The sequence below is a fragment of the Rhizobium sp. J15 genome, assembly GCF_002531825.1.
Taxonomy (GTDB): domain Bacteria; phylum Pseudomonadota; class Alphaproteobacteria; order Rhizobiales; family Rhizobiaceae; genus Rhizobium.
In genome coordinates this window covers 1-21,361 of record NZ_NWSX01000004.1, presented here as the reverse complement: position 1 = coordinate 21,361, position 21,361 = coordinate 1, and the positions used below count along the sequence as shown (strand labels likewise).

The window sequence follows — 21,361 nt, the reverse complement described above, 5'->3', positions numbered from 1 at the left end:
ATAAAGGTCACACCGTTCAGAGGAGGAACGTCATGACACATCGGATAAAGCGCATTCTTTGGGGCGCGTCGGCGCTTCTGGCCCTGGCCGCAGCCGGCCCGTCGCAGGCGGAAACCACGCTGTCTTTCCTGATCGACAACAACCCCGATACCGTCGCGGCGGCCGAGGCTCTGGTCGCCGCCTACCAGGCCAAGGCGCCCGACGTGACGATCGAGATCGAGCAGCGGCCGGGCGGCGGCGAGGGCGACAACATCGTCAAGACACGCCTGGCGACCGGCGAAATGTCCGACGTGTTTCTCTATAATTCCGGCTCGCTCCTGCAGGCGCTGAAGCCCACGCAGACGCTTGTCGATCTGAGCGGCCTGTCGTCGCAAGCGAAGGTCGACGAAAGCTTCAAGGCGGTCGTCAGCGCCGATGGCAAGCTCTACGGCGTTCCCTTCGGCACGGCGATGGCGGGCGGGATCCTCTATAACAGGAAGATCTACCAGGACCTCGGCCTGTCCGTTCCGAAGACATGGGCGGACTTCATGGCCAACAACGCTAAGGTCAAGGCATCGGGCAAGGTCGCCGTGGCGCAGACCTATCGCGATACCTGGACTTCGCAGCTCTTCGTTCTCGCCGATTACTACAATCTGCATGCCGCCGTGCCGAACTTCGCCGCCGACTATACCGCCAACAAGGCGAAATATGCCGAAACACCGGCGGCGATGAAGGGCTTCGAACGGCTGAAGGACGTTCACGACGCAGGCCTGATGAACGAGGACTTCGGCGCGGCAAGCTATGACGATGGCTTGAGAATGGTGGCGACCGGCGAGGCGGCGCATTATCCAATGCTGAGCTTCGCCGTCGGCGCGCTCAAACAGAATTATCCCGACAATCTGGGCGATGTCGGTTTCTTCGCTCAGCCGAGCGACGATGCGGCGACGAACGGGCTGACGGTCTGGATGCCGCCGGGCCTTTATATTCCGGCCAGCAGCCATCATGCCGAGGAAGCGAAGAAATTCGTCGATTTCGCCGGAAGCGTCGAGGGCTGCAAGGTGATGGTGGACACCAACGCCGTCCAAGGGCCTTCCCTCGTCGACGGCTGCGACCTGCCGGCGGACGTGCCGCCTGCAATCAAGGACATGCTTCCCTATTTCGAGGCCAAGGACAAAACGACGCCGGCGCTGGAATTCGTCTCTCCGGTCAAGGGACCGGCGCTCGAACAGATCACCGTCGAAGTTGGCTCCGGCATCCGCCAGCCCGCCGACGCGGCGAAGCTTTATGACGAGGACGTGCGCAAGCAGGCCAAGCAGCTCGGCCTGCCCAACTGGTAGAGCGGTCTTTCGGGCCAGTCGGCCTCGCCCGCGAAGGGCGGGGCTCCACCCGATCGAAGAGGGAGCTATGATCGAGACACGCCGCCCCGCGCGCAAATCGCCCTATCCGCTGTGGTTTTTCATTCCCGCCGCCGTCATATACGGCGTGCTGTTTCTCGTTCCCACGATATCGTCTCTCTGGTTCAGCCTGACACGATGGGATCTGTCGACGGCCGAATTCATCGGGCTTGAAAATTTCCGGCAGTTCTTTTCCGAACCCTTCCTGATCCAGGGGCTCGTCAACACGCTGATCTATGCCGTGACGACCTCGGGCTTGAAGACGGTCTGCGGGCTGCTGCTCGCCGTGCTCCTGACCGGCAATATCTTCGCCCGCGGCTTCCTGCGCACGCTGGTCTTCTTCCCCGTCCTGGTCTCGACGATCGGCATCGGCATCACCTTCACCGTGATGATGCATCCGACCAAGGGCATCATCAATGTGACGCTCGAGGCGCTCGGCATTCCCGGGCCAGGGTGGCTGACCGACCCGGCGCTCGCGCTGTTTTCGGTGGCGCTGGTCGATCTGTGGAAGGGCGTCGGCCTCGCGACCCTGATCTTCATTGCCGGCCTCGCCGCGATCAGCCCCGATTATTACGAAGCGGCGAGGATCGACGGAGCCACGCGCCTGCAGCAATTTTTCCGCGTTACCCTGCCGCTCGTGCGCCCGGCAACCGTCACGGTGGTGACATTGTCGCTGATCGGCGGCCTTCGCTCCTTCGACCTGATTTGGGCGATGACTCGCGGCGGCCCCGGCTTTTCCTCCGACGTGATCGCCTCGGTCATCTACAAGCAGTATCAGGCAGGCTTTTACGGCCTGTCGACGGCCGGCAACGTCATCCTGTTCGCGCTGATTGCCGCAATCATCCTGCCGCTTACCCTGTGGTTCAACCGGCGCGAGGTCGAGGAATGAGAAGCATCCGTCCCTATGTGACCGGCGCCATATCGCTTGCCGTCGCGGCGGTCATCTTCGTCATGCCTTTCGTCTTCGTCGCTCTCCAGGCGGTCAAATCGAAATCGGAAGCCTCGCGCCTCGATTTCAAATTGCCGGAGCGATGGCTGTTCTGGGACAATCTCGTGGCCGTCTTCAAGGCGCGCGATTACCAGCTCGTGCTCGCCTATTTCAATTCGACGCTGATCACCGTCGCCTCCGTCGCGATTCTCATCCTGCTGTCGGCGATGGTGGGCTATGTGATGCAGCGCCGCAGGACCGCCTGGAACAAGGTCGCCTCGGTTGCGCTCTTCATGGGGCTGATGATGCCGCCCGCCGTGGTTCCGACGATCGGCCTGCTGCAGGAGATCGGCCTCTTCAAGACCATGACCGGGATGATCCTGATCCAGGTCGCCTATAATCTGTCCTTCTCGACATTGCTCTACCGGTCCTTCATCTCGACCATCCCGCGCGATCTCGACGAGGCGGCGCTGATCGACGGCGCAAAGCCGCGGCAGATCTTTTTCCGGGTGATCCTGCCGCTTCTGAAGCCGGTGACCGTCACCAACATCGTCGTGCAGTCGATCGCTATCTTCAACGATTTCACCAACCCGCTCTATTACCTTCCCGGCAAGGAGAATGTGACGGTGCAGCTGACGCTCTATAATTTCCAGAGCATGTATACGAGCCAGTACAACCTCCTCTTCATGAACATCCTCCTCGTGACGATCCCGCCGCTGATCGTCTTCATCTTCTTCAACCGGCAGATCGTCGCGGGCATGACGGCTGGCGCAGTCAAAGGGTAGCAGAATGGCCGAGCTCACTCTCAAACAGGTTCGCAAGAGCTTCGGCGCCCTCGAGGTCATCAAGGGGATCGATCTGGAGGTCGCCTCCGGCGAGTTCGTGGTGTTCGTCGGTCCCTCGGGATGCGGAAAATCGACGCTGCTGCGCATCATCGCCGGCCTGGAAGAGACGACCTCAGGCAGGCTGACCATCGGCGGCAAGGACGTGACCCATGCCGAACCCTCCGAACGCGGCATTGCCATGGTCTTCCAGAGCTATGCGCTCTATCCGCATATGACGGTGGCAGAAAATATCGGCTTCGGCCTTTCCCTCGCCCGCCGTCCGAAGGCGGAAATCACAGCCAAGGTCGCGGCGGCGGCAGAAACGCTGCAGCTCACCCACCTGTTGCAGCGAAAGCCGAAAGCGCTCTCCGGCGGCCAGAGGCAGCGCGTCGCCATCGGCCGGGCGATCGTTCGCGATCCCAAGGTCTTCCTGTTCGACGAGCCGCTCTCCAATCTCGACGCATCACTGCGGGCCCAGATGCGCCTGGAGATTTCCGATCTCCACGCACGGCTGAAATCGACGATGATCTATGTGACCCACGACCAGGTCGAGGCGATGACGATGGCGGACAAGATCGTCGTCCTGAACGGCGGAGCGGTCGAACAGATCGGCAGCCCGATGGAGCTCTACCGCAATCCCGCCACCCCCTTCGTCGCCGGCTTCATCGGCAGCCCGAAGATGAACCTCTATGGCGGCGAGACGGCACGGCGTTTGAACTGCACGACCTACGGCATCCGTCCGGAACATATCCGCCTGTCGGCAGACGCCGGACAGTGGCATGCCACGATCCGGCACGTGGAACGCCTCGGCGCCGACGCGATCCTCTACCTCGACGTCGCCGATCTCGGCGAAATGGTCGTGCGCACCGAAGGCGACACGCCGTTTGCGCCTGGGATGACGGTCTGGGCAAATCCGGTCGAGGGTGCGGAGCATCGGTTCTGAAACATCGTAATGCCGATGGCCTCGCCGTGGAAATCTGCAATCAATGATTAATATGCAATCATTGCTGAATGGAGAACGAAATGGCCAGCATGACCATCCGCAATCTGACGAAGGTTTGAAGCAGCGGCTACTCATACGCGCCGCAACCCACGGACGCTCCATGGAGGATGAGGCACGGGATATTTTGCGGACAGCGCTTGCGGCCAGCGAACCGATGGCCCGCAATCTCGCAGATGCCATCCGCACGCGCCTGCTCTCGGTCGGCGGCATCGAACTCGACATTCCGCCCCGAGAGCCAATTCGCGAGCCTCCGGACTTCGCCGCGTGATCGTTCTCGATACCAATGTCATTTCAGAACTGTTGGCGCCCGCTCCGAATGCGGCCGTTCTCGACTGGGTCGCAAAGCAGCATCCTTCTTCCGTCTTCACGACCGCGGCAGCGGAGGCGGAGATTCTCTATGGCCTTCGTCTGCTTCCCGAGGGGCGGCGCCGACGCGATCTGGAGGCAGTGATTTTGCCGATATTCACCGAAGATTTCGGCGGGCGCGTCCTGCCGTTCGATCGCGAGGCTTCGAACGTCTATGCGACGATCGCTACCGACCGTCGCAAAGCGGGTCGGCCGATCAGTCAATTCGATGCCCAGATTGCCGCCATCGCCATTTCGCGTGGGGCTTCGCTCGCAACACGCAATGTCTCCGATTCCGCGGGGATCAATCTTCAGATCGTCAATCCGTGGAAGGGCAAATAGCACGCGGAACCGCCAGTGATTCCGCACGGCAAGGTTCCAACAGCGGGGAAGAGGCACCGACAGAAACCGAAGCCGGCGCCACTGCCAAATTCAGAGGCGGATCGTCAGGCGAGAAGACGCGCAGGCTGGCCTTGGCGGATCATCAGTTCGACTGCACGCGGAGGGGAGAATTCTTCCGGACGATGATGAAGCTGCGCATCAGCGGCCCATCGCAGCCGGGATGGCTGTATACAGGAGTGGCCACCAGCCGCACCCGGCCGCGCAGGTTCGTGGCAAAAGGATAGCCGCATGCCTGCGACAGAAGAAGATTTGGCCTCAGCCAGGCTTCGTCATAGGCAACCGGTTGGTCGAGCGTTTCAGGCATGCCAGTAACGCCAGCGTGCTGGAGGTGATGCCGGAGAAACGACCAGAGTTCGGCCGTCGCCTCCGCGAGCGGCCGGGATGTCAGGTACATGGCAATGCTGACGAGATGCATGCCGATCTTTCATTGTCCCTGCGTGAGCGCTACAGCGTCCCGTTTGAAAGACGGGCGGCGCTGGAACGCAAAGGTTAAGGATCAGGCGATGCCGCCCAGGCATACATATTTGAGTTCGGTATATTCGTCCAACCCGTGCCTCGACCCCTCGCGGCCGAGACCCGACATCTTCACGCCGCCGAACGGAGCCTCAGCGGTGGAAACGAGACCGGTATTGACGCCGACCATCCCATATTCGAGCGCTTCGGCCACACGAAAGACCCGCGAGAGATCACGCGCATAGAAATAGGAGGCAAGGCCGAATTCGGTGTCGTTCGCCTTTTCGATGACATCCTGCTCGTCGCGGAACCGAAACAGCGGCGCAAGCGGCCCGAAGGTTTCCTCGCGCGCCACCTGCATGCCGGCATCGACGTCACGCAGAACCGTCGGCTCGAAGAACAGGCCGCCAAGCGCGTGGCGTTTGCCGCCTGAAACGACGCTCGCACCCTTGGCGACGGCATCGCGAATATGGGTCTCTATCTTGGCGACGGCGTTGTCGTCGATGAGCGGGCCAAGCACGACGTCGCGCTCCAGGCCATTACCGACCTTCAACGTCGCAACCGCCGTCGCGAGCTTGGCGGCGAATGCCTCATAGACGCCGTCCTGGACATAAAGCCGGTTGGCGCAGACGCAGGTCTGGCCATTGTTGCGGAACTTGGCGATCAGCGCGCCTTCGACCGCCGCATCGAGATCGGCATCGTCGAAGACGATGAAGGGCGCGTTGCCGCCAAGCTCGAGACCGAGCTTCTTGATCGTCGGCGCGCATTGCCGGTAAAGCAGTTCGCCGGTTCGCGTGGAGCCGGTGAAGGTCAGGACCCGAATGTCGCGGCTTGCCGTCAGGACCCCGCCGATTGCGGCTGCGTCACCGGTGACAATGCTGAGAAGACCCGCCGGCAGGCCGGCTCGTTCGGCGAGAACGGCAAGCGCGATGGCAGAGAATGGCGTCTGCGGCGCCGGCTTGAGAACGACGGCGCAGCCCGCCGCAAGTGCCGGGCCGACCTTGCGCGTGATCATCGCGTTCGGAAAGTTCCAGGGCGTGATCGCCGCCACCACACCTGCGGGCTGGCGCAGCACGAGGATGCGCTTGTCCGGCTGATGCCCCGGTATGATCTCGCCGTTGATGCGTCTTGCTTCTTCGGCGAACCATTCGACGAAGCTCGCCCCGTAGGTGATCTCCCCCTTGGCCTCAGCGAGCGGTTTTCCCTGCTCCAGCGTCAGGATCATCGCCAGATCGTCGCGGTTTTCGATCATCAGGCGGTGCCATGCCTTGAGAATGGCGGCGCGTTCCCCGGCGGTCTTCTTCGCCCAAAGCTTCTGAGCGGCGACGGCTGCCCGGATGGCATCCTCCGTTTCCGCGGCACCGAGTTCGGGTACGGACCCCAGCACCTCGCCCGTCGCCGGGTTGCGGATCGCCGCCGCCCGGCGGCCTTCCGCTTCGATCCAGCGATCGGCGACCGGGCACGCCTGACGGAACAGCGAGGGATCATTGAGCTTCATAAGGCAACTTTCAGCAGAAAACGTGAGCGGCACCGGGATCGAACTCGAGATGCACCTTATCGCCGCGGCTGAGCCCGGTGATCGCCTCGTGACCGAACGGCAGGCGAACCGCCAGCGCCTCGCCATTCGCCGTTTCGGTCGAGACGTGAATGTTGTTGCCGAGGAAGGTGATGTCGCTGACCGTCGCGGCAAGACCGGCTCCTGCCGCCTGAGCCCGCGACAGGCGAATACGCTCCGGCCGCAGCATCAGAGCTGCCCTCTTGCCCGATATTCCTTTTCCATGGACCGGAATATGGTTGAAGACAGTGCCGCCACCAAGCGAAATCGTGGCCTGCCCGTCGGCAGACGACACGAGATCACAGGAAATGAAATCGCTATCACCGATGAATTCGGCGACGAAGCGGGTCTTGGGATTGGCGTAAAGTTCAGGACCGGTTCCGATCTGGTCGATGACGCCCTTGGAGAAGACGGCGATGCGGTCGGAGAGGCGCAGCGCTTCTTCCTGATCATGGGTGACGTAGAGGATCGTGACTTCGGTCTGCTGGTGAATGCGGCGGATCTCGTGCTGGATTTCCTCGCGCAGCTTCTTGTCGAGCGCCGACAGCGGTTCGTCCATCAATAGCACCGGCGGGTCGTAGGCAAGGGCTCTGGCGAGCGCGACACGCTGCTGCTGGCCGCCGGACATTTGCGCCGGCTTGCGGTCCTCGAAGCCTTCGAGCCGGACGAGGCGCAGCATCTCCTTCACCTTGCTGTCGATCTCGGCCTTGGACTTGCGCCGAACCTTCAGCGGAAAGGCGATGTTCTCGCCCACCGTCAGATGCGGAAACAGCGTGTAGCGCTGGAACACCATGCCGATATTGCGCTTGTGCGACGGCGTGGCGAGCAGGGTCTTGCCCTCCAGCGTGATGTCGCCCTTCGTCGGGTTTTCAAAACCGGCCAGGATATAGAGCGTCGTGCTCTTGCCGGATCCGGAGGGGCCGAGGAAGGTCAGGAACTCGCCGCGGCGAACGTCGAGATTGACGTCGTGGACGGCGACCACAGGGCCGTATTCCTTGCGTATTCCGCGGATCTGAAGGAATGCATCGTTCATTGTTTCAGTACCTTACGCACGACGGCAACCAGCGCCATCAAGATGATCGTCAAAAGGATGAGAAGGGTCGACGCGGCTGCGACAACAGGCGTCAGGTCTTGCCGGAGCGTCGCCCATACCTTCACGGGCAGCGTCTGCAGGGTCGGGCTCGACATGAAGATCGCCACCACCACCTCGTCCCAGGATGTCAGGAAGGAGAAAACGGCAGCCGAAAACAGCCCATGGCTGATCGCAGGAAGCGTGACCCTGATCTTCGCTTCCAGAGGCGAGGCGCCGCAGAGCACCGCCGCATCCTCGATCGACTTGTCGAAGCCTTCCAGCGCACTCGAGATGGACAGGATCGAGAAGGGCAGCGCCAGAACAAGGTGCGAAATGACAAAGCCCGTCAAAGTGCCGCCAAGGCCGATTCGGAGGAAGAAGGCGTAGAGAGCAACGGCCAGAACGACGACAGGCAGGATCATCGGGGTCAGAAACAGCGCTTTCAGCGCATCGCGGAACATGAAGGAACCGCGCACCAGCCCGAAGGACGTCACGAGCCCGAGCAGAACCGACAGGACGGTCACGATGACCGCGATCCTCAAGCTCGTCAAAGCCGATTCCAGCCAGCGCGGGTCGGCGAAGAGCTCGCTGTACCACTGGAAGGTCCAGCCCGGCGGCGGAAAGATCAGCCATTGCGAGGAGCCGAAGGACAGAGCCGCGATGAAGACGATCGGCAGCAGCAGGAAGGCTGCGGTCAGAAGCGTTATGCCGAGAAGAATGTATTTCCACCAGCCGAGACGGTCGAAATTGAGCAACATATCAACGTCCTCCCGGGTTCTGATTGCCGAAGAAGCGCAGCTGTACGGCATAGAGCGAGAGCGTCACGATCAGGAGAACCAGCGCCGCGGCGCCGCCCATTCCCCAATTGACCAGCGACTGCACGAACTGCGCGATCAGCTCCGCGAGCATCATGTTGGCCGTGCCGCCGAGAAGCGATGGTGTCACGAAATAGCCGAGCGACATGACGAAGACCATCAGCGCGCCGGCCGCCATGCCGGGCATGGCGAGCGGCAGGAGAACACGCGTCAGACACTGCCAGCGATTGGCGCCGCAAAGGGCGGCCGCCTGCAGCGTCGAGGGGTCGATCTTCTTGATCACGCCATAGAGCGGCAGGATGATGAAGGGCAGCATGATATAGGTCATGCCGATCGTCACGCCGGTCAGATTGTTGACGAGCGCCAGCGGCTGGTCGATCAGGCCCATTCCCATCAGCATCTTGTTGATAAGCCCGGTGCGCTGCAGCAGCACCATCCAGGCATAGGTGCGGGCCAGCAGGTTGGTCCACATCGAGAGCAGCAGGATCGCAAAGATCACCGAGGTCAGCCGTCCGGGCATGATCGCCAGCGCCCAGGCGACGGGAAAGCCGATCGCGAGCGAAATCACCGTGACGAAACCCGAAACGATGAAGGTATTGGCGAAGATCTTCAGATAGGTCGCGGAGCCGATCAGCTGCGCATAGTTTCCCAGGCCCGGCACGGGTTCCAGCACGCTGCGCAGCAGGAGTATCGCCACCGGCACGATGAAAAAGATGCCGACAAAGGCGAGAGCCGGAACGACTCCGCCAAAACCTGTTGCTCTCTGCGCCTTTGGCAAGGGCGCAACTATGCCGGAGGCATCGCTATACGTCGACATGACAGTCCTTCCCACCCGTCAATACCGCGGGGCGCCGAAGTGAAACCAATGGCATTGGCGCTGCGGTGAGGCACGGCGACCTTCGCCGTGCCCGTTCATCTCGAATTTCGGCTTACTTCGCCTGCCAAGCGTACCACTTCTCGCCGATCGCATCGCGATTATCGGCCCAATAGTTCATATCGGCATTGACCTGGCTTGCGGTCTGCTGGTCCGGCAGGGTCTTGGCGGTTTCCGGATCCATCAGCTTGGCCGAGTCGATATTGATCGGCGCATAGCCGGTGGCCTTTGCCAGGGCGGCCTGCGGCTCGGCCGAGGTCGCCAGGGCAATGAACTTCATCGCGGCTTCGACATTCGGCGAGCCCTTCGGCACGACGAGCGCATCGGCAGCGGTGATGTTCTGTTCCCAGGAGGTTTCAACCTTGATGCCGGTCGCGGCAAGTGCCGTCATGCGGCCGTTCCAGACGCTGCCGAAGGGGGCTTCGGCGGATGCCAGGAGCTGCTGCGACTGAGCGCCGCCCGACCACCAGATGATATCGGACTTGATCGTATCGAGCTTCTTGAAGGCGCGGTCGAGATCGAGCGGATAAAGCTTGTCGGCCGGCACGCCGTCGGCAAGCAGCGCCGCTTCGATCACGCCGGGAGCCGACCACTTGTAGAAGGTGCGCTTGCCGGGAAACTTGGCCGTGTCGAACAGGTCGGCCCATGTCTTCGGGCAGGCTTTGACGGCATCGGCATTGCAGCCGATGACGAAGGAATAATAGAAGCTGCCGACCGAATAATCGGTGACGAAGCGCGGATCGAGCTTGGATTTGTCGATGACCGAGAAGTCGAGCTTCTCGAGCTGGCCGTTCTTGCCGGCCTGGGCGGCATAGTCGCCTTCGACGTCGACGACGTCCCAGGTGACTTCGCCGGCCTCGACCATGGCCTTGAGCTTGCCGTAGTCGGTCGGGCCGTCCTGCACGACGGTGATGCCGGTCTTTTCGGTGAACGGGCTTGCCCATGCCGCCTTCTGCGCATCCTGGGTCGTGCCGCCCCAGCTCGAGAAGACCATGTTTTCGGCCTTGGCCGGCGCGGAGACCGCGACGAATGCGGCAACCGCCGCGAAAGCAAATGTCGTTTTCATGTTCCCTTATCCCTGTTCTGGTTTGTCCTACGGGTATGCCTTATGCCGTCAGTGCGCCTCGCTCCGGGGAGAGAAACTTGCTGGCTTCATAATCTTGTTTTCCGCCACCTCGATGAGGTCGCGAATCTTGGGCAGGAAAGCCTGCCAGCGGGGATCGGCCAGAAGCCTCTGGCGTCTCGCCTCCCGGTCGTCCAGGCTGGTAAAGGCCCAGATGTGGACGATCTCGTTGATCGTGCCGATCTCCGAAAAGAAGTAGCCGACCAGCGTGCCGAGATGGCTCTTCTGGATTTCGATACCCTCTTCCTCGACGACCTTGAGATATTGCGGGATCGTTCCGTTCTTCAGCCGATAGGTGCGGATTTCGTAAAACATCGCGTCACCTCATCACGAAAGGATCGGGGATCGGATCGTCCGAGGTCCTCAGCCAGATCGTCTTGGTGCGGGTATAGTCGAGCGCCGCAGCCATGCCGCCTTCCCTGCCGTGACCTGACAGACCGAAACCGCCGAACGGCGCGATCGGCGAGACGGCGCGGTAGGTGTTGACCCAGACGATCCCGGCGCGGATGCCCTTCATCAGCCGGTGCGCCCGGGTAAGGTTCTGGGTGAAGATGCCCGAAGCCAGGCCGTAGCTGGTGTCGTTCGCAAGCCTGAGCGCCTCGGCCTCGGTCTCGAAGGAGACGACAGAAAGGACCGGCCCGAAGAATTCCTCGACCAGCGAGGGTGAAGCGACATCGTCGCAGTCGAGGATCGTCGGCGGGAAATAATAGCCTTCGCCATCGATCTTGCGTCCGCCGGTGACGAGACGGGCGCCGCTTTCGATCGATCTGTCGACGAGGGCGCCGATATTGTCCTGCTGGCGCCTAGTGGCAAGCGGGCCGACTTCAGTCGCCATGTCGAGCGGCGCGCCGATCCGGATCGCTTCCGCCTTCTCACGCAGCAGCGCGACGAACCTGTCCTTGATGCTGCGCTCGACGATCAGGCGCGAGCCAGCGACACAGCTCTGCCCCGTCGCGGCGAAGATGCCCGCGACCTGGGCATTGGCGGCACTTTCGAGGTCGGCATCGGCAAAGACGATGAAGGGCGACTTGCCACCGAGTTCGAGCGAGGTGGAGGCGAGGTTTTCGGCCGAATTGCGAACGACATGCCGCGCGGTTTCCGGACCGCCGGTAAAGGCAACATGGGCGACCTTCGGGTGACGGCCAAGCGCCGCACCGCAGGAAGCGCCGAAACCGGTGATGATGTTGACGACGCCGGCGGGGAAGCCCGCCTCGTGCACGAGACGCGCGAATTCGAGAAGCGGCGCCGGTCCGTCTTCCGAGGCCTTGACCACCATGGTGCAGCCGGCCGCAAGCGCCGGGCCGATCTTGACCGCCGACAGGAAGAGCTGGCTGTTCCACGGCACGACCATGGCGACGACGCCGATCGGCTCGCGGCGAAGCCAGACATCCATGTCAGGCTTGTCGATCGGCAGGTAGGAGCCTTCGATCTTGTCTGCGATACCTGCATAGTAGCGATAATATTCGGCGACATAAGCGATCTGCGCGGATGTTTCGCGGATGATCTTGCCGGTATCGCGCGTCTCCAGTTCAGCGAGGATCTGCGCATTGGCGGCAACGAGGTCGGCCAGCTTGTAGAGCAGCTTGCCGCGCTGCGTCGCCGTCATCTTCGCCCAGGGGCCGTCGTAGAGCGCCCTTTCTGCAGCGTTCACAGCCCGGTCGACATCACCCTCGCGCGCTTCGGGCATCTCTGCCCAGACCGTACCGGAAGCCGGATCGATGCTTGGATAGGACGCTTCACCATCCGAGAATTCGCCATCGATGTAATGCTGGAAACGCCGCATGGCCTTACTCCTGAAATGCCGGCATGACCTCGGCGATGAAGCGTTCGAGCGACGCCTTCTTGCGCTCGAAACTCATGCCGGTGTCGATCCAGAAGGAATATTCGTCATAACCGAGGGCTTCATAGGCCTTGAGCCGGTCGATGACGGTCCGGGCGTCTCCAACCACATTGTTGGTGCGCATGACCTGATCCGAAAGCATCGCATTTGCCCGGATCTGCTCGTCGGGAATGCGTTCGATCAGGCCTTGGGCAATCGCCTTCTCGTTCTTGAACCAGGCGAAGAAGTAGTTGTAGTAAACACTGAGTTCATGGGCCGCCTGGGCGACGTCCTCTTCCGAGGAGCCGACATAGGTGTGGCGCAGCAGCATGATCTTCGGCCGCTCGATATCAGGGTTCTTGGCGCAGGCATCGTTGAATCGGTCCATCAGCGACTGGACCTCGTCATCGCCCTGCCAGAGCGGCGTCACCTGAACGTTGCAGCCGTTGGCGACGGCAAATTCATGCGAATTCGGATCGCGCGCCGCAACCCAGATTGGCGGGTTCGGCTGCTGCAGCGGCTTCGGCGCCGAGGTGGTCGCGGGAAACTTGAAGAACTCGCCGTCATGGGCGTAGTCGCCAGCCCATATGCCCTTGACCGCCGGGATGAGTTCGCGCATGCGCTGGCCGGCGCCCCAGGCATCAAGACCCGGCAGCAGGCGCTCATATTCGAAGGAATAAGCGCCGCGGGCAATGCCGATATCGAGCCTACCGTCGCAGATGATGTCGGTCATCGCCGCTTCGCCGGCAAGCTTGATCGGATGCCAGAAGGGGGCGATCACCGTTCCCGTCCCGAGCCTTGCCCGCGACGTGCGGCGCGCGAGATCGGCAATGGTCACGAACGGGTTGGGCGCGATGGTGAAATCCATGCCGTGATGCTCGCCCGTCCAGATCGCATGCATGCCGCCCTTGTCGGCGATCTCGCAGAGCGCGACGAATTCCTCATAGAGGCTTTTATGGCTCTGGCTGGCGTCGAGCCGTTCCATATGGACGAAGAGGGAGAACTTCATGCTTTTGCGCCCTTGGCTGGAATGGGATGAATCTTGCCGCCGGTCTCGTCACCGAAATAGACGCCGAAATTGCCGATCGAGCTTTCCATCGCGAAGCGATTGACGATATCGGCGGTCGAACTGGTCTTGAATTTTGCCGCAGCCAATGCGTCGGGCTTTACGAACCTGCCGCCGGCAGGCTCGCCGTCCCCGGCAACGGCGTGATAGACGATGTGCTGCTTGCCATCGCTCTTGCCTTCGTAGACCGAATAGAGAAAGCCGATGCTGACCGTCAGCCCGGTGAGCGTCTCCAAGTATTTTTGCAGCGCTTCGGTCGGGTTGCCGTCATGGGCGTCGATGCTCGGCAGGGAGAGCACATCCTCGCCCAGCAGCAGGACCTCTCCGCGGCGTTCGACGACGGCCGCAAGCTCGATATTGCCTTCGGCGGCGGCGGAAACCGCCTTGCTTGCAAGCGTCGGCGTGAAATAGCCGCCGCGGGCATAACCGAGACCGTTGCGGCCGCTATTATCGAAGGATTCGATGCGCCCCATCAGGATGACATGGTCGCCGGCCTCGATGACCTCTTCCATGGCGCATTCGAACCAGGCCGCGACATTCGAGAAGATCGGGCAACCGGCCGACCCCTTGGCCCATTCGACCGCCGCAAAGCGGTCTTCGACAGGACGCGCGAAAGTATTCGACACGTCCTTCTGCGTTTCCGACAGCACGTTGATCGCGAAATGCTGCGCGCCGGTCATGGTGGCGAAATTGCGCGAGGTCTTGGCAAGGCAGACGAGAAGCAGCGGCGGGTTGAGGGAGACCGAGGTGAAGGAATTCGCGGTGAAGCCGATCGGATGCCCCTCCCTGTCGCAGGCGGTGACGACGGTCACGCCGGTCGGGAAAGCCCCGAATGCATCGCGCAATGCTCTTGGATCGACAGTCTGGATTGTCATCGTTCATCCTCCCCGAACGACAGCCACTCTGCGAGCAGCGAATTGACGATATCAGGCGCGGTCAGGTTCACCATATGGCGATGGCCTTCGACGATGCGGACCCAGCCTTTCGGCGCGAGCGCTGCCATTTGCTCCGCCATCAGGGGGGTCGAATTCGGGTCGTCGGAGCCGGTCAGAAACAGAGCCGGACCACGGACATCCTTCCAGCCATCGGCATAGGTCTCGTCTCCGCCGGCAAAGGCTGCATATGCGACAGCATATCCCTCGGAATCGACGACGCTCAGCCATTCCCGCGTCAGTTCGCGGGCAACCGCGCTATCCCTGTCATCACCGAACCAGCGCGCCAGAGGACCCTCCTTGTCCACGCCCGTCACCGGAATGGCCGCGGCCCGCGCAAGCACGGCAGCCTTCGCCTCCGGGTCGCGCCTGTAGACCCCGTTGAGGTAGGCGACACGCTTGATGCGCGCGCCGAAGGTCGCGGCCGCCCCGCCCGACACCAGCGCACCCATGGAGTGCCCGGCGACATTTGCCGTTTGGATTTCCATCTCGTCGAGAAACCGTCCGAACCAGGCGACGAATTCCTCCAGACGGCTGCCCACCGGCAGCTTTGCGCTCCCACCGTGTCCCGGCATGTCGACGGCGATGACGCGATGGCCCCCGGAGAGGGATTTAATCTGCGGAGCCCAGGCTTCGAGGCGCATGCCGACGCCATGGATCAGCACCACCGGCTCGCCGCTGCCGGCCTCGTGATAGGCCGTTCCGCCTGCCGTCTTTTTCCGGGGCAAGGCACCGCCGGCGCTCTTTGCTGCAGCGGCACCTGTGGTCGATCCAGCTGTCAGCATCTCGGAGCCCCTCTCAAACGCCCGCAGGATTGGCGACGTCCTGGCCCAGGTCCTTCAGATCCTGGTAGCGATCGCCGATGCGGTGATGGGGACGCCCGCCCACGGAAGCGCCGAGAGCCACGACGATCTCGTCGGCGGCCGGCGCGTCGGGGATCGACGTCTGGATGGTCAGATAGTGCGAGCGGCGGCCTTCGTCGTTCTTGTCCATCAACGGGATCATGATCGGCGCATTGGCGGGGCCGCGCGTGTTGCAGAAGGCGAGATAGGATTTGGCGCCGACGGCATGGCGATAAAAATTGCCGAAACGCAGCGTGTGGATAAGCGCGGAGGCATGTTCGATTTCACCGTCCAGGCCGACGACGGCGGCCTTGCCGTAGCCTTCGACGGCATCGCCCGATCCGACCGCATCGATGATCATCTTGGTCAAGAGCTCACCGAGCACGGGAGCGCCCGCATGGATTTCCGGCTTGAGATCTTCGACGAAGCCGCGGCCTGCCCAGGGGTTCTTGACGACCGCGAAGGCCGAAAACAGCTTCAGCGGCGCCGCCGCGGCCTTGCCGCCCTCGATCAGCGTCGTTTCGATCTGCAGTCCCGTCTTGCGAATTTGAATGGCCATCCCGACACCTCATTTTTCTATTAGGTATTATGGTATACCATCATATCACGCTGTCAAGTTCGTTTCTGCGGAGACGCAGACTGAGTTGGTCGCTTTAAAATAATCATTTAAAAACAGCATTTTACAAGATCTTCCCAGCTGCCCGCCCCTAACTGCTGTCGATAGAGTCGGATTCGAAAACTCGGCGACGCACGAGCGATATCGAGCGTCGAAGGCAATTTGGATCAGCTTGTTGTCAGGCGTTGGAGACGTTGCGTGGGCAGCCCGCAGGCGATCGACAAATCCGGAAAGGCAGATGATCCCAGTTCATATGATACCGCCTTAGATATTATTGAATATGGCATACCATCACATTGAGCAAAGCTGGGTGTCAAGCCTCGAGTGCGGCTTCTCCTGGATTCCACGGAGTCGTGATTGCGGCTGCCGAAAGGCAGCAGCGGGCAGCCGGTGGAACAGCCTTTACTGTTGCGTCCAGCAGAGGCGGCAGCGGTGTACGCGCTGATTTATTCGGTGGACTTCTTGGCCGACAGCACCGCTTCGGCAATCGCACTGGCGGCCGCGACATGATCCGTCGCGGCCCGGTAGGCCCCCTCGCCGTCACCGCGGCGGATGGCGTCGACGATCTTCGCCATCTGCGCCGGTCCCTCAATGCCGCGCCGCTCGGTCTTGATCGTCATCGACCGCAAGTGGTTTATGCGCACGGTAAGGAGATTGACGACGCCCCAGGCCACGTGCCGGTCGACCATGGTGAACAGCGTCTGGTAGAAGGAAGAAGTATTCGCCAGCACGCCCGCCATATCGTTGTCACGGTAGCTGTTGCGTATCCCCGTCAGGGATTCTTCCAGGGCAGCGACGATCTCGGGGCTGCTGCGCTCGGCGCATAGCCGCGCCGCCATGCCTTCGAGCGCGCCGCGGATCTCATAGATCTGCTTGGCTTCTTCGATATCGAGCTGGGCGACGATCGGCCCCTTGTTCGGCAAGTTGGCGACAAGCCCTTCCGATTCCAGGTGCCTCAGAACCTCGCGCACAACAGTCCGGCTGACACCGAGCTGAGCGCAGAGATCACGCTCGACAAGCCGATCGCCGGGACGGAAATAGCCGTTCACGATCGCTTCGCGGACCTTGTCCAGCGCCAGTTCCCGCAATGTCTTTGTCGGACGCTCGACTCGAATTGCTGCGTCCTTCAGAGCACCGCTCATTCTACACCTCAGAGTTGGACCGGCTTCGCACGATCAATTTTCGCCGCGGCAGCCGAATTCGAAAATCGTATTATGGCGTACCAGACACTGTAGCTGTCGGCGGCCGGCAATTCAACAAGCACCGTGACCTTGGGATTGTCGATCTATGCCTCGGGCGCCGCCAGCTTCGAGACGATCTGTTCGACGACGGCCTTCGAATATCGGGGACGGCCGTAATTTCCCAGAATTGCCCTGCCGTCAAGGCGCCGACTGCAAACAGCCGCGCCGGCGATGTGCGGGATGGCGCGCCACCACTTCGGAAGCGGCATCCACCTCTATCCCGAGGCCGAGGGGATCGGGCGCGACCAGCCGAACGCGGCTTTAGGATCTCATCCGTGAGCGGTATTCCTGTTCCCGCCGTGCATGCGAACCTGGCTTTGCCGGGCCCGGAAACAAGCCACGTTTCAATGCACCGTAAACCTGGCCGCATCGGCCCGTCGCCGTTCCAAGCTGCGGATCAGCATCGCAGCCTCCCTGACGATCGCCGAAAAAGTCGCATCGTCGGCCTCGGCAATCCTTCCCGTCATGTCACGGATGATCGTCGTCAGATGAATGATCGAATGGCGGCTTTGCGCATCTTCCGGTCCGAATTCACGATCGGCCATGGCAAGCAGCGCCTGCACCAAACGGTCCATGGTCTGGCGGCGCCTGCTTCTCGGGTCGGCGTTCGGATCTTCACTCAGGCGCAGGAGATCGGCGACGATATCGGACATTGCGCTTCCACTCAGATCGCAAAAGCCGGCGGCATGGAAGCGATGCGCCTTCGCGCCCCCGTGCGCCGTTTCAAGGCATCCAACAGCCGGTAGCCGTTGCGCCAGCGCCCGAAGCCGCTGGCGATATTGATGTGCCCGGCAAGACCGATATTCCTGGTCTCGGCATTCCACAGCCGGCCGAACAGGCTCAGGCGGTCGACCGTCATGTAGGCATCGTTCATGCTGCCGACGACGATGCTCGGAAAAGGCAGAGACGCCACCGGCATCTCCTCAAACGAGATTTGTCCCGGATGCAGGATTTCCGTAGCCGGCAGATCGCATGGCGCAACGAGGAGCGCGCCTTTCACCCGGCGAGCAGCGCTCTGGCCGGCGAGCCGTGCGGCAAGCAGGCATCCGAGACTATGAGCGACCAGATAGGCCTCACCCGCCTCCTCGAGCGCGCTTTCCAGCCGCGGCAGCCACCTGTCGAGGCGCGGATGATCCCAATCGTCCTGGGTGACGCAACGGCTGTCCGGCTGATCCTGCAGCCAATGCTGTTGCCAGTGACCGTCTCCCGAACCGAAAAGCCCGGGAAGAATAAGGACATCGCTCATCGGATCAGCCCGATCACCAAGGCAAATAGAAATGTGAAGGAGCCTGCGATCGTGCAGATCCCGGCCGCATGGCGGAATCGCGGCATGAGACTGCCCGCTGCTCTTCTCGCACCGTGCCGGCCGAGGCCGGTCTCAAAGACAATTGCCATGACGCCACCTCCTCAATACCAAGTTCCAGGCATCGCGCCCCAATAATGGATTTCATATTCGCGGGCGGACCGGTCCCGCTCATCGTCTCGAATGGGCGCCCCGTTCGCAGGCTCCCGCGCAGCCACCGTCTTCGCCTTGAGGAGGCGGTCGACCGCAAGTTTCAGCCAGACATGGAAATCGAATTTCATGCGAACCTCCCTGTCGGGGACCAATATTCTCCAGCTAGGAAATCAGCGAACGACGACGCGCATTGGCCAGAAGATCGCGAAGCGACGCCGTTGGCCCGCAGAGCATCAGCAGGCGATTTTCCTCGCGTTTGGCGAGACGGTATCGGCGGGCGAATTCATAGACGCTCCCTCGCGGTTGTCCACTTCAGGTCCCGATATTATCTACTGGATTAGTAGATTAAAGAAATGTGCGTCTCACCTTGTTTGTGTCATTGAAAAAAATGTCCATTCCCGTCTCCGTCATCGCACGGAGACATCGCTGCGCCCGGATCTTTCAATCGACCATTCAATGATCTATATTCTGGTCAAAATGGAGTAGCCGCATGAAGCTGTCAGAACAGGTCAAGCCGATCAGCTATCTCAAGGCGCATGCGCCCGAGATCATCCGGACGCTGAAGGACAATCCACAGCCCGTCGTCATTACCCTTCACGGCGAGGCCAAGGCGATCCTTCAAGATGTCGGCCAATATGAAGAAACGCAGGAAACGCTGGCACTGCTGAAGGTGCTGGCGCTCACCAATCGACAGGTCGAGGAAGGCAAGCTGCGTCCTGCATCGGAATCCTTCGCGCGCATCCGCAAACGTCTGGCCGACGACCAGTCCTGATGCGTTATCGTGTTCTTCTTGCCGAGGACGCGGAACGCGACGTCGAGGATCTCTATCGTTTCATTGCCGCCCGAGACGGCGCCGAGACGGCAGAGCGCATCCTGACGGAAATCGAAAGTGCCTGCGCCGATCTCGAAGAATTCCCCGCCCGCGGAAATATTCCAAAGGAACTGGCCAGCATCGGTATTTCCGAATACCGCGAACTGCACCATAAGCCCTGGCGCATGATCTACCGTATCATCGGCACCGACGTCGTCGTCTACTGCGTGGCGGACGGCCGTCGCGACATGCAGGCCTTCCTGGAACGAAGGCTGATCCGCTAACATTCGGCGTTCCCCTCTCCTTCGGCATCGTCGCCGGCGATCATCCGAGCATGGATGACTCGGACGATCGCCGAAAACTTATCCCGCCTTTCGGCCGGCCGGCGCATTTGCCCGCAAGAGCGCCATCAACATCGGGCCGATCGCGAATTCTCCCTTTTCGCTTCGCCGCGTCAGGTCGCGAAGATAGCCGCCGGCGGAATTGATGTGACCGCCGCGCTCCAGGATGCAGGCCATCACCGTCGCGGCATTTTCCGCGCCCATCACGCTTGCCGCCTCCTCATAGGCGGACGGGCTGACGCCCAGCATCGATCGAACTGTGACGGCCGCCGTCATCAGGTCGCGCCAGTTTCGGATCACGCCATCCGGCCCGTAGGCGAGGATCTCGGGGCAGGCCTGCAGAACCAGACCAAGCGGGAAGGATTTCAATCCGCCGGCATCATCACGGCCGCCCGACCGTCCCCTTTGCCGCTCCTCCTGCCCGGGCTGATCAGCTGCCTCGTGCCTTTTCTCGTCTATCGTCACGCGCCCTCGCCCGTTCTCTTGCTCCGGCCTCGCGCCCTGCTTCGGTTCGAAGCTTGGTTCAAGTTCAGAGATGGAGTCGGGATTTGAATTCTGTATGTGACGCTCGTTATAATAGGCATTGCCGCGTTCTTTTGTCGTTTTAACGCGAACTTCCAACCGGTTAAGGATATCCGCTCTCAGCGCCGTCAATTCATCCAGCAGCTGCTCGAGTTGTGCAGTCGTTGGCGACCGCGGCAAACCCTCGACCAGGTCGCGGAACAGCTGGTAGACGGCCTGCCAGTTGTCTTGAACGTCTTCTTCGACCGCCGCTTCGATCAGCTTTGCGATGTCGCGGCGGCAAAGCGTGATGCGTTCGCGCAAACGCTGAACGTGCAGCCGCTCAGCCATCACCGCGGCCGCCAGTTGCTCAATCTCCTCGGCGCGGGCAAGCAGCGGCGCCAGCGAGAAGCCGAAGGCCTCGTCGATCTCCCCTGCCCTGTCCCTGCGGACGTAACGCTTGCCATTGGGACTGTCCTTGCGCAGCAGAAGACCCGCATCGACGAGCGCTGCGAGGTGCCGGCGAACGGTTTGTTCGGCCATGCCATGCGTCCTCAGCGAGAGCTGGACATTCGACGGGAAGACGATCAAGCCATTGTCCTGCGCCAACTCGTTCTTCGGATAAAAACTGAGGAGCGCATTGAGCACGGCAAGCGCGCGGTCGGTGATGCCGAGCAACGGTTTTGCTTCGCACAGCGTACGAAACAATTTCCACTTATCGACGGATTGATCGGGCTTGATCTCGCCTGCGGCAACCTGGCTTGCGAGCATGCCAAGCGTCATCGACCGCCGCCCGAACGGCGTCGTTATACTTCCGGTTTCCATCTCTTCCACCTCACAGAGGCAAAAGAAATCCGCTCGCCAAAACGGCGCCAAAAACTCTTGACAGCGATTCTCGGAAGTGCGATTCTCGGAGGTGTTCAAGACTACGAGGAAAGCTTCCGTGACGGTGACGTTCGGGGGCTTTTT

23 protein-coding genes and 3 pseudogenes are annotated in these 21,361 nt (G+C 61.5%); 8 read left to right on the top strand and 18 right to left on the bottom strand.

From position 1 onward, the window contains the following. The first annotated feature begins 32 nt into the window (after positions 1-32). The 6 genes and pseudogenes from CO670_RS05295 (at position 33) to CO670_RS05270 (ending at position 4,815) form a co-directional block, all read left to right on the top strand. On the top strand, positions 33-1,316 hold the full coding sequence (locus tag CO670_RS05295) for an extracellular solute-binding protein (RefSeq protein WP_097589290.1): 1,284 nt from the start codon (positions 33-35) through the stop codon (positions 1,314-1,316). 67 nt (positions 1,317-1,383) lie between these two features. Further along, a complete protein-coding gene (locus CO670_RS05290) occupies positions 1,384-2,262 on the top strand; it encodes a sugar ABC transporter permease (protein ID WP_097589289.1) in 879 nt (292 codons plus the stop codon). Further along, positions 2,259-3,086, top strand: coding sequence for a carbohydrate ABC transporter permease (locus tag CO670_RS05285; RefSeq protein ID WP_097589288.1), 828 nt, complete (start codon positions 2,259-2,261; stop codon positions 3,084-3,086). Before CO670_RS05290 ends, CO670_RS05285 begins: the two co-directional genes overlap by 4 nt. Before the next feature lie 4 nt (positions 3,087-3,090). Beyond that, positions 3,091-4,068, top strand: coding sequence for a sn-glycerol-3-phosphate ABC transporter ATP-binding protein UgpC (gene ugpC / locus CO670_RS05280; protein WP_097589287.1), 978 nt, complete (start codon positions 3,091-3,093; stop codon positions 4,066-4,068). 80 nt (positions 4,069-4,148) lie between these two features. Next, positions 4,149-4,396: pseudogene (locus CO670_RS05275) on the top strand (plasmid stabilization protein). Then, complete coding sequence (locus CO670_RS05270) at positions 4,393-4,815, top strand: type II toxin-antitoxin system VapC family toxin (protein ID WP_097589286.1); 423 nt, start codon at positions 4,393-4,395, stop codon at positions 4,813-4,815. Before CO670_RS05275 ends, CO670_RS05270 begins: the two are co-directional and overlap by 4 nt. A 160-nt stretch (positions 4,816-4,975) precedes the next feature. Here the strand turns inward: CO670_RS05270 and CO670_RS05265 are convergent. The 17 genes and pseudogenes from CO670_RS05265 to CO670_RS32870 all read right to left on the bottom strand — a co-directional run. Further along, positions 4,976-5,290: pseudogene (locus CO670_RS05265) on the bottom strand (phosphate ABC transporter substrate-binding protein); the annotation flags it as partial. A gap of 81 nt (positions 5,291-5,371) precedes the next feature. Then, the gene (locus CO670_RS05260; RefSeq protein ID WP_097589285.1) at positions 5,372-6,826 is read right to left on the bottom strand and encodes an NAD-dependent succinate-semialdehyde dehydrogenase; all 1,455 of its coding nucleotides are present in this window, start codon (positions 6,824-6,826) and stop codon (positions 5,372-5,374) included. A 10-nt stretch (positions 6,827-6,836) separates the two neighbouring features. Next, positions 6,837-7,916 carry an ABC transporter ATP-binding protein gene (locus tag CO670_RS05255; RefSeq protein WP_097589284.1) on the bottom strand — a complete coding sequence of 360 codons (1,080 nt, stop codon included), beginning with the start codon at positions 7,914-7,916 and terminating at the stop codon, positions 6,837-6,839. After that, on the bottom strand, positions 7,913-8,713 hold the full coding sequence (locus CO670_RS05250; RefSeq protein ID WP_097589283.1) for an ABC transporter permease: 801 nt from the start codon (positions 8,711-8,713) through the stop codon (positions 7,913-7,915). The genes CO670_RS05255 and CO670_RS05250 overlap by 4 nt, the downstream gene beginning before the upstream one ends. A 1-nt stretch (position 8,714) precedes the next feature. Further along, on the bottom strand, positions 8,715-9,587 hold the full coding sequence (locus tag CO670_RS05245) for an ABC transporter permease (RefSeq protein WP_097589282.1): 873 nt from the start codon (positions 9,585-9,587) through the stop codon (positions 8,715-8,717). A gap of 112 nt (positions 9,588-9,699) precedes the next feature. Next, entirely contained in the window at positions 9,700-10,710 is a 1,011-nt protein-coding gene (locus CO670_RS05240; protein WP_097589281.1) for an ABC transporter substrate-binding protein, read from the bottom strand. Positions 10,711-10,758: 48 nt separating this feature from the next. Then, positions 10,759-11,082, bottom strand: a complete 324-nt coding sequence (locus tag CO670_RS05235; protein WP_003577602.1) for an NIPSNAP family protein — start codon at positions 11,080-11,082, stop codon at positions 10,759-10,761. A 4-nt stretch (positions 11,083-11,086) separates the two neighbouring features. Continuing rightward, positions 11,087-12,550 (bottom strand): aldehyde dehydrogenase, encoded by a 1,464-nt coding sequence (locus tag CO670_RS05230; RefSeq protein ID WP_097589280.1) that lies wholly within the window; start codon positions 12,548-12,550, stop codon positions 11,087-11,089. A gap of 4 nt (positions 12,551-12,554) precedes the next feature. Further along, positions 12,555-13,595 carry an LLM class flavin-dependent oxidoreductase gene (locus tag CO670_RS05225; RefSeq protein WP_097589279.1) on the bottom strand — a complete coding sequence of 347 codons (1,041 nt, stop codon included), beginning with the start codon at positions 13,593-13,595 and terminating at the stop codon, positions 12,555-12,557. After that, positions 13,592-14,527, bottom strand: coding sequence for a flavin reductase family protein (locus CO670_RS05220; RefSeq protein WP_097589278.1), 936 nt, complete (start codon positions 14,525-14,527; stop codon positions 13,592-13,594). The genes CO670_RS05225 and CO670_RS05220 overlap by 4 nt, the downstream gene beginning before the upstream one ends. Next, positions 14,524-15,369, bottom strand: a complete 846-nt coding sequence (locus CO670_RS05215; RefSeq protein WP_097589277.1) for an alpha/beta hydrolase — start codon at positions 15,367-15,369, stop codon at positions 14,524-14,526. The genes CO670_RS05220 and CO670_RS05215 overlap by 4 nt, the downstream gene beginning before the upstream one ends. A gap of 13 nt (positions 15,370-15,382) precedes the next feature. Continuing rightward, on the bottom strand, positions 15,383-15,985 hold the full coding sequence (locus CO670_RS05210) for an amino acid synthesis family protein (protein ID WP_097589276.1): 603 nt from the start codon (positions 15,983-15,985) through the stop codon (positions 15,383-15,385). Positions 15,986-16,488: 503 nt separating this feature from the next. Continuing rightward, positions 16,489-17,184 carry a GntR family transcriptional regulator gene (locus CO670_RS05205; RefSeq protein WP_097589275.1) on the bottom strand — a complete coding sequence of 232 codons (696 nt, stop codon included), beginning with the start codon at positions 17,182-17,184 and terminating at the stop codon, positions 16,489-16,491. Positions 17,185-17,327: 143 nt separating this feature from the next. Next, positions 17,328-17,532 (bottom strand): annotated as a pseudogene (locus CO670_RS05200) (FAD-dependent pyridine nucleotide-disulfide oxidoreductase); the annotation flags it as partial. A 95-nt stretch (positions 17,533-17,627) separates the two neighbouring features. Further along, on the bottom strand, positions 17,628-17,936 hold the full coding sequence (locus tag CO670_RS05195) for a hypothetical protein (RefSeq protein WP_097589274.1): 309 nt from the start codon (positions 17,934-17,936) through the stop codon (positions 17,628-17,630). Positions 17,937-17,947: 11 nt separating this feature from the next. Then, on the bottom strand, positions 17,948-18,529 hold the full coding sequence (locus CO670_RS05190; RefSeq protein ID WP_097589273.1) for an alpha/beta fold hydrolase: 582 nt from the start codon (positions 18,527-18,529) through the stop codon (positions 17,948-17,950). Between the two features lie 161 nt (positions 18,530-18,690). Then, entirely contained in the window at positions 18,691-18,867 is a 177-nt protein-coding gene (locus CO670_RS32870) for a hypothetical protein (RefSeq protein ID WP_176538870.1), read from the bottom strand. Positions 18,868-19,229: 362 nt separating this feature from the next. On the opposite strand from CO670_RS32870, the gene CO670_RS05180 reads away from it, so the two are divergent. Next, entirely contained in the window at positions 19,230-19,511 is a 282-nt protein-coding gene (locus tag CO670_RS05180; protein WP_004676161.1) for a type II toxin-antitoxin system Phd/YefM family antitoxin, read from the top strand. Then, a complete protein-coding gene (locus CO670_RS05175) occupies positions 19,511-19,834 on the top strand; it encodes a type II toxin-antitoxin system RelE/ParE family toxin (protein ID WP_016736955.1) in 324 nt (107 codons plus the stop codon). The genes CO670_RS05180 and CO670_RS05175 overlap by 1 nt, the downstream gene beginning before the upstream one ends. Positions 19,835-19,912: 78 nt before the next feature. Here the strand turns inward: CO670_RS05175 and repC are convergent, their stop codons facing one another. Further along, positions 19,913-21,217: a plasmid replication protein RepC gene (gene repC / locus CO670_RS05170; protein WP_097589271.1), complete on the bottom strand. Its 1,305-nt coding sequence runs from the start codon at positions 21,215-21,217 to the stop codon at positions 19,913-19,915. Positions 21,218-21,361: the final 144 nt, after the last annotated feature.

Coding starts and splice junctions, on each gene's coding strand:
- CO670_RS05295 (WP_097589290.1), top strand. CDS start 33: ATGACACATCGGATAAAGCGCATTCTTTGGGGCGCGTCGGCGCTTCTG.
- CO670_RS05290 (WP_097589289.1), top strand. CDS start 1,384: ATGATCGAGACACGCCGCCCCGCGCGCAAATCGCCCTATCCGCTGTGG.
- CO670_RS05285 (WP_097589288.1), top strand. CDS start 2,259: ATGAGAAGCATCCGTCCCTATGTGACCGGCGCCATATCGCTTGCCGTC.
- ugpC (WP_097589287.1), top strand. CDS start 3,091: ATGGCCGAGCTCACTCTCAAACAGGTTCGCAAGAGCTTCGGCGCCCTC.
- CO670_RS05260 (WP_097589285.1), bottom strand. CDS start 6,826: ATGAAGCTCAATGATCCCTCGCTGTTCCGTCAGGCGTGCCCGGTCGCC.
- CO670_RS05255 (WP_097589284.1), bottom strand. CDS start 7,916: ATGAACGATGCATTCCTTCAGATCCGCGGAATACGCAAGGAATACGGC.
- CO670_RS05250 (WP_097589283.1), bottom strand. CDS start 8,713: ATGTTGCTCAATTTCGACCGTCTCGGCTGGTGGAAATACATTCTTCTC.
- CO670_RS05245 (WP_097589282.1), bottom strand. CDS start 9,587: ATGTCGACGTATAGCGATGCCTCCGGCATAGTTGCGCCCTTGCCAAAG.
- CO670_RS05240 (WP_097589281.1), bottom strand. CDS start 10,710: ATGAAAACGACATTTGCTTTCGCGGCGGTTGCCGCATTCGTCGCGGTC.
- CO670_RS05235 (WP_003577602.1), bottom strand. CDS start 11,082: ATGTTTTACGAAATCCGCACCTATCGGCTGAAGAACGGAACGATCCCG.
- CO670_RS05230 (WP_097589280.1), bottom strand. CDS start 12,550: ATGCGGCGTTTCCAGCATTACATCGATGGCGAATTCTCGGATGGTGAA.
- CO670_RS05225 (WP_097589279.1), bottom strand. CDS start 13,595: ATGAAGTTCTCCCTCTTCGTCCATATGGAACGGCTCGACGCCAGCCAG.
- CO670_RS05220 (WP_097589278.1), bottom strand. CDS start 14,527: ATGACAATCCAGACTGTCGATCCAAGAGCATTGCGCGATGCATTCGGG.
- CO670_RS05215 (WP_097589277.1), bottom strand. CDS start 15,369: ATGCTGACAGCTGGATCGACCACAGGTGCCGCTGCAGCAAAGAGCGCC.
- CO670_RS05210 (WP_097589276.1), bottom strand. CDS start 15,985: ATGGCCATTCAAATTCGCAAGACGGGACTGCAGATCGAAACGACGCTG.
- CO670_RS05205 (WP_097589275.1), bottom strand. CDS start 17,184: ATGAGCGGTGCTCTGAAGGACGCAGCAATTCGAGTCGAGCGTCCGACA.
- CO670_RS05195 (WP_097589274.1), bottom strand. CDS start 17,936: ATGTCCGATATCGTCGCCGATCTCCTGCGCCTGAGTGAAGATCCGAAC.
- CO670_RS05190 (WP_097589273.1), bottom strand. CDS start 18,529: ATGAGCGATGTCCTTATTCTTCCCGGGCTTTTCGGTTCGGGAGACGGT.
- CO670_RS32870 (WP_176538870.1), bottom strand. CDS start 18,867: ATGAAATTCGATTTCCATGTCTGGCTGAAACTTGCGGTCGACCGCCTC.
- CO670_RS05180 (WP_004676161.1), top strand. CDS start 19,230: ATGAAGCTGTCAGAACAGGTCAAGCCGATCAGCTATCTCAAGGCGCAT.
- CO670_RS05175 (WP_016736955.1), top strand. CDS start 19,511: ATGCGTTATCGTGTTCTTCTTGCCGAGGACGCGGAACGCGACGTCGAG.
- repC (WP_097589271.1), bottom strand. CDS start 21,217: ATGGAAACCGGAAGTATAACGACGCCGTTCGGGCGGCGGTCGATGACG.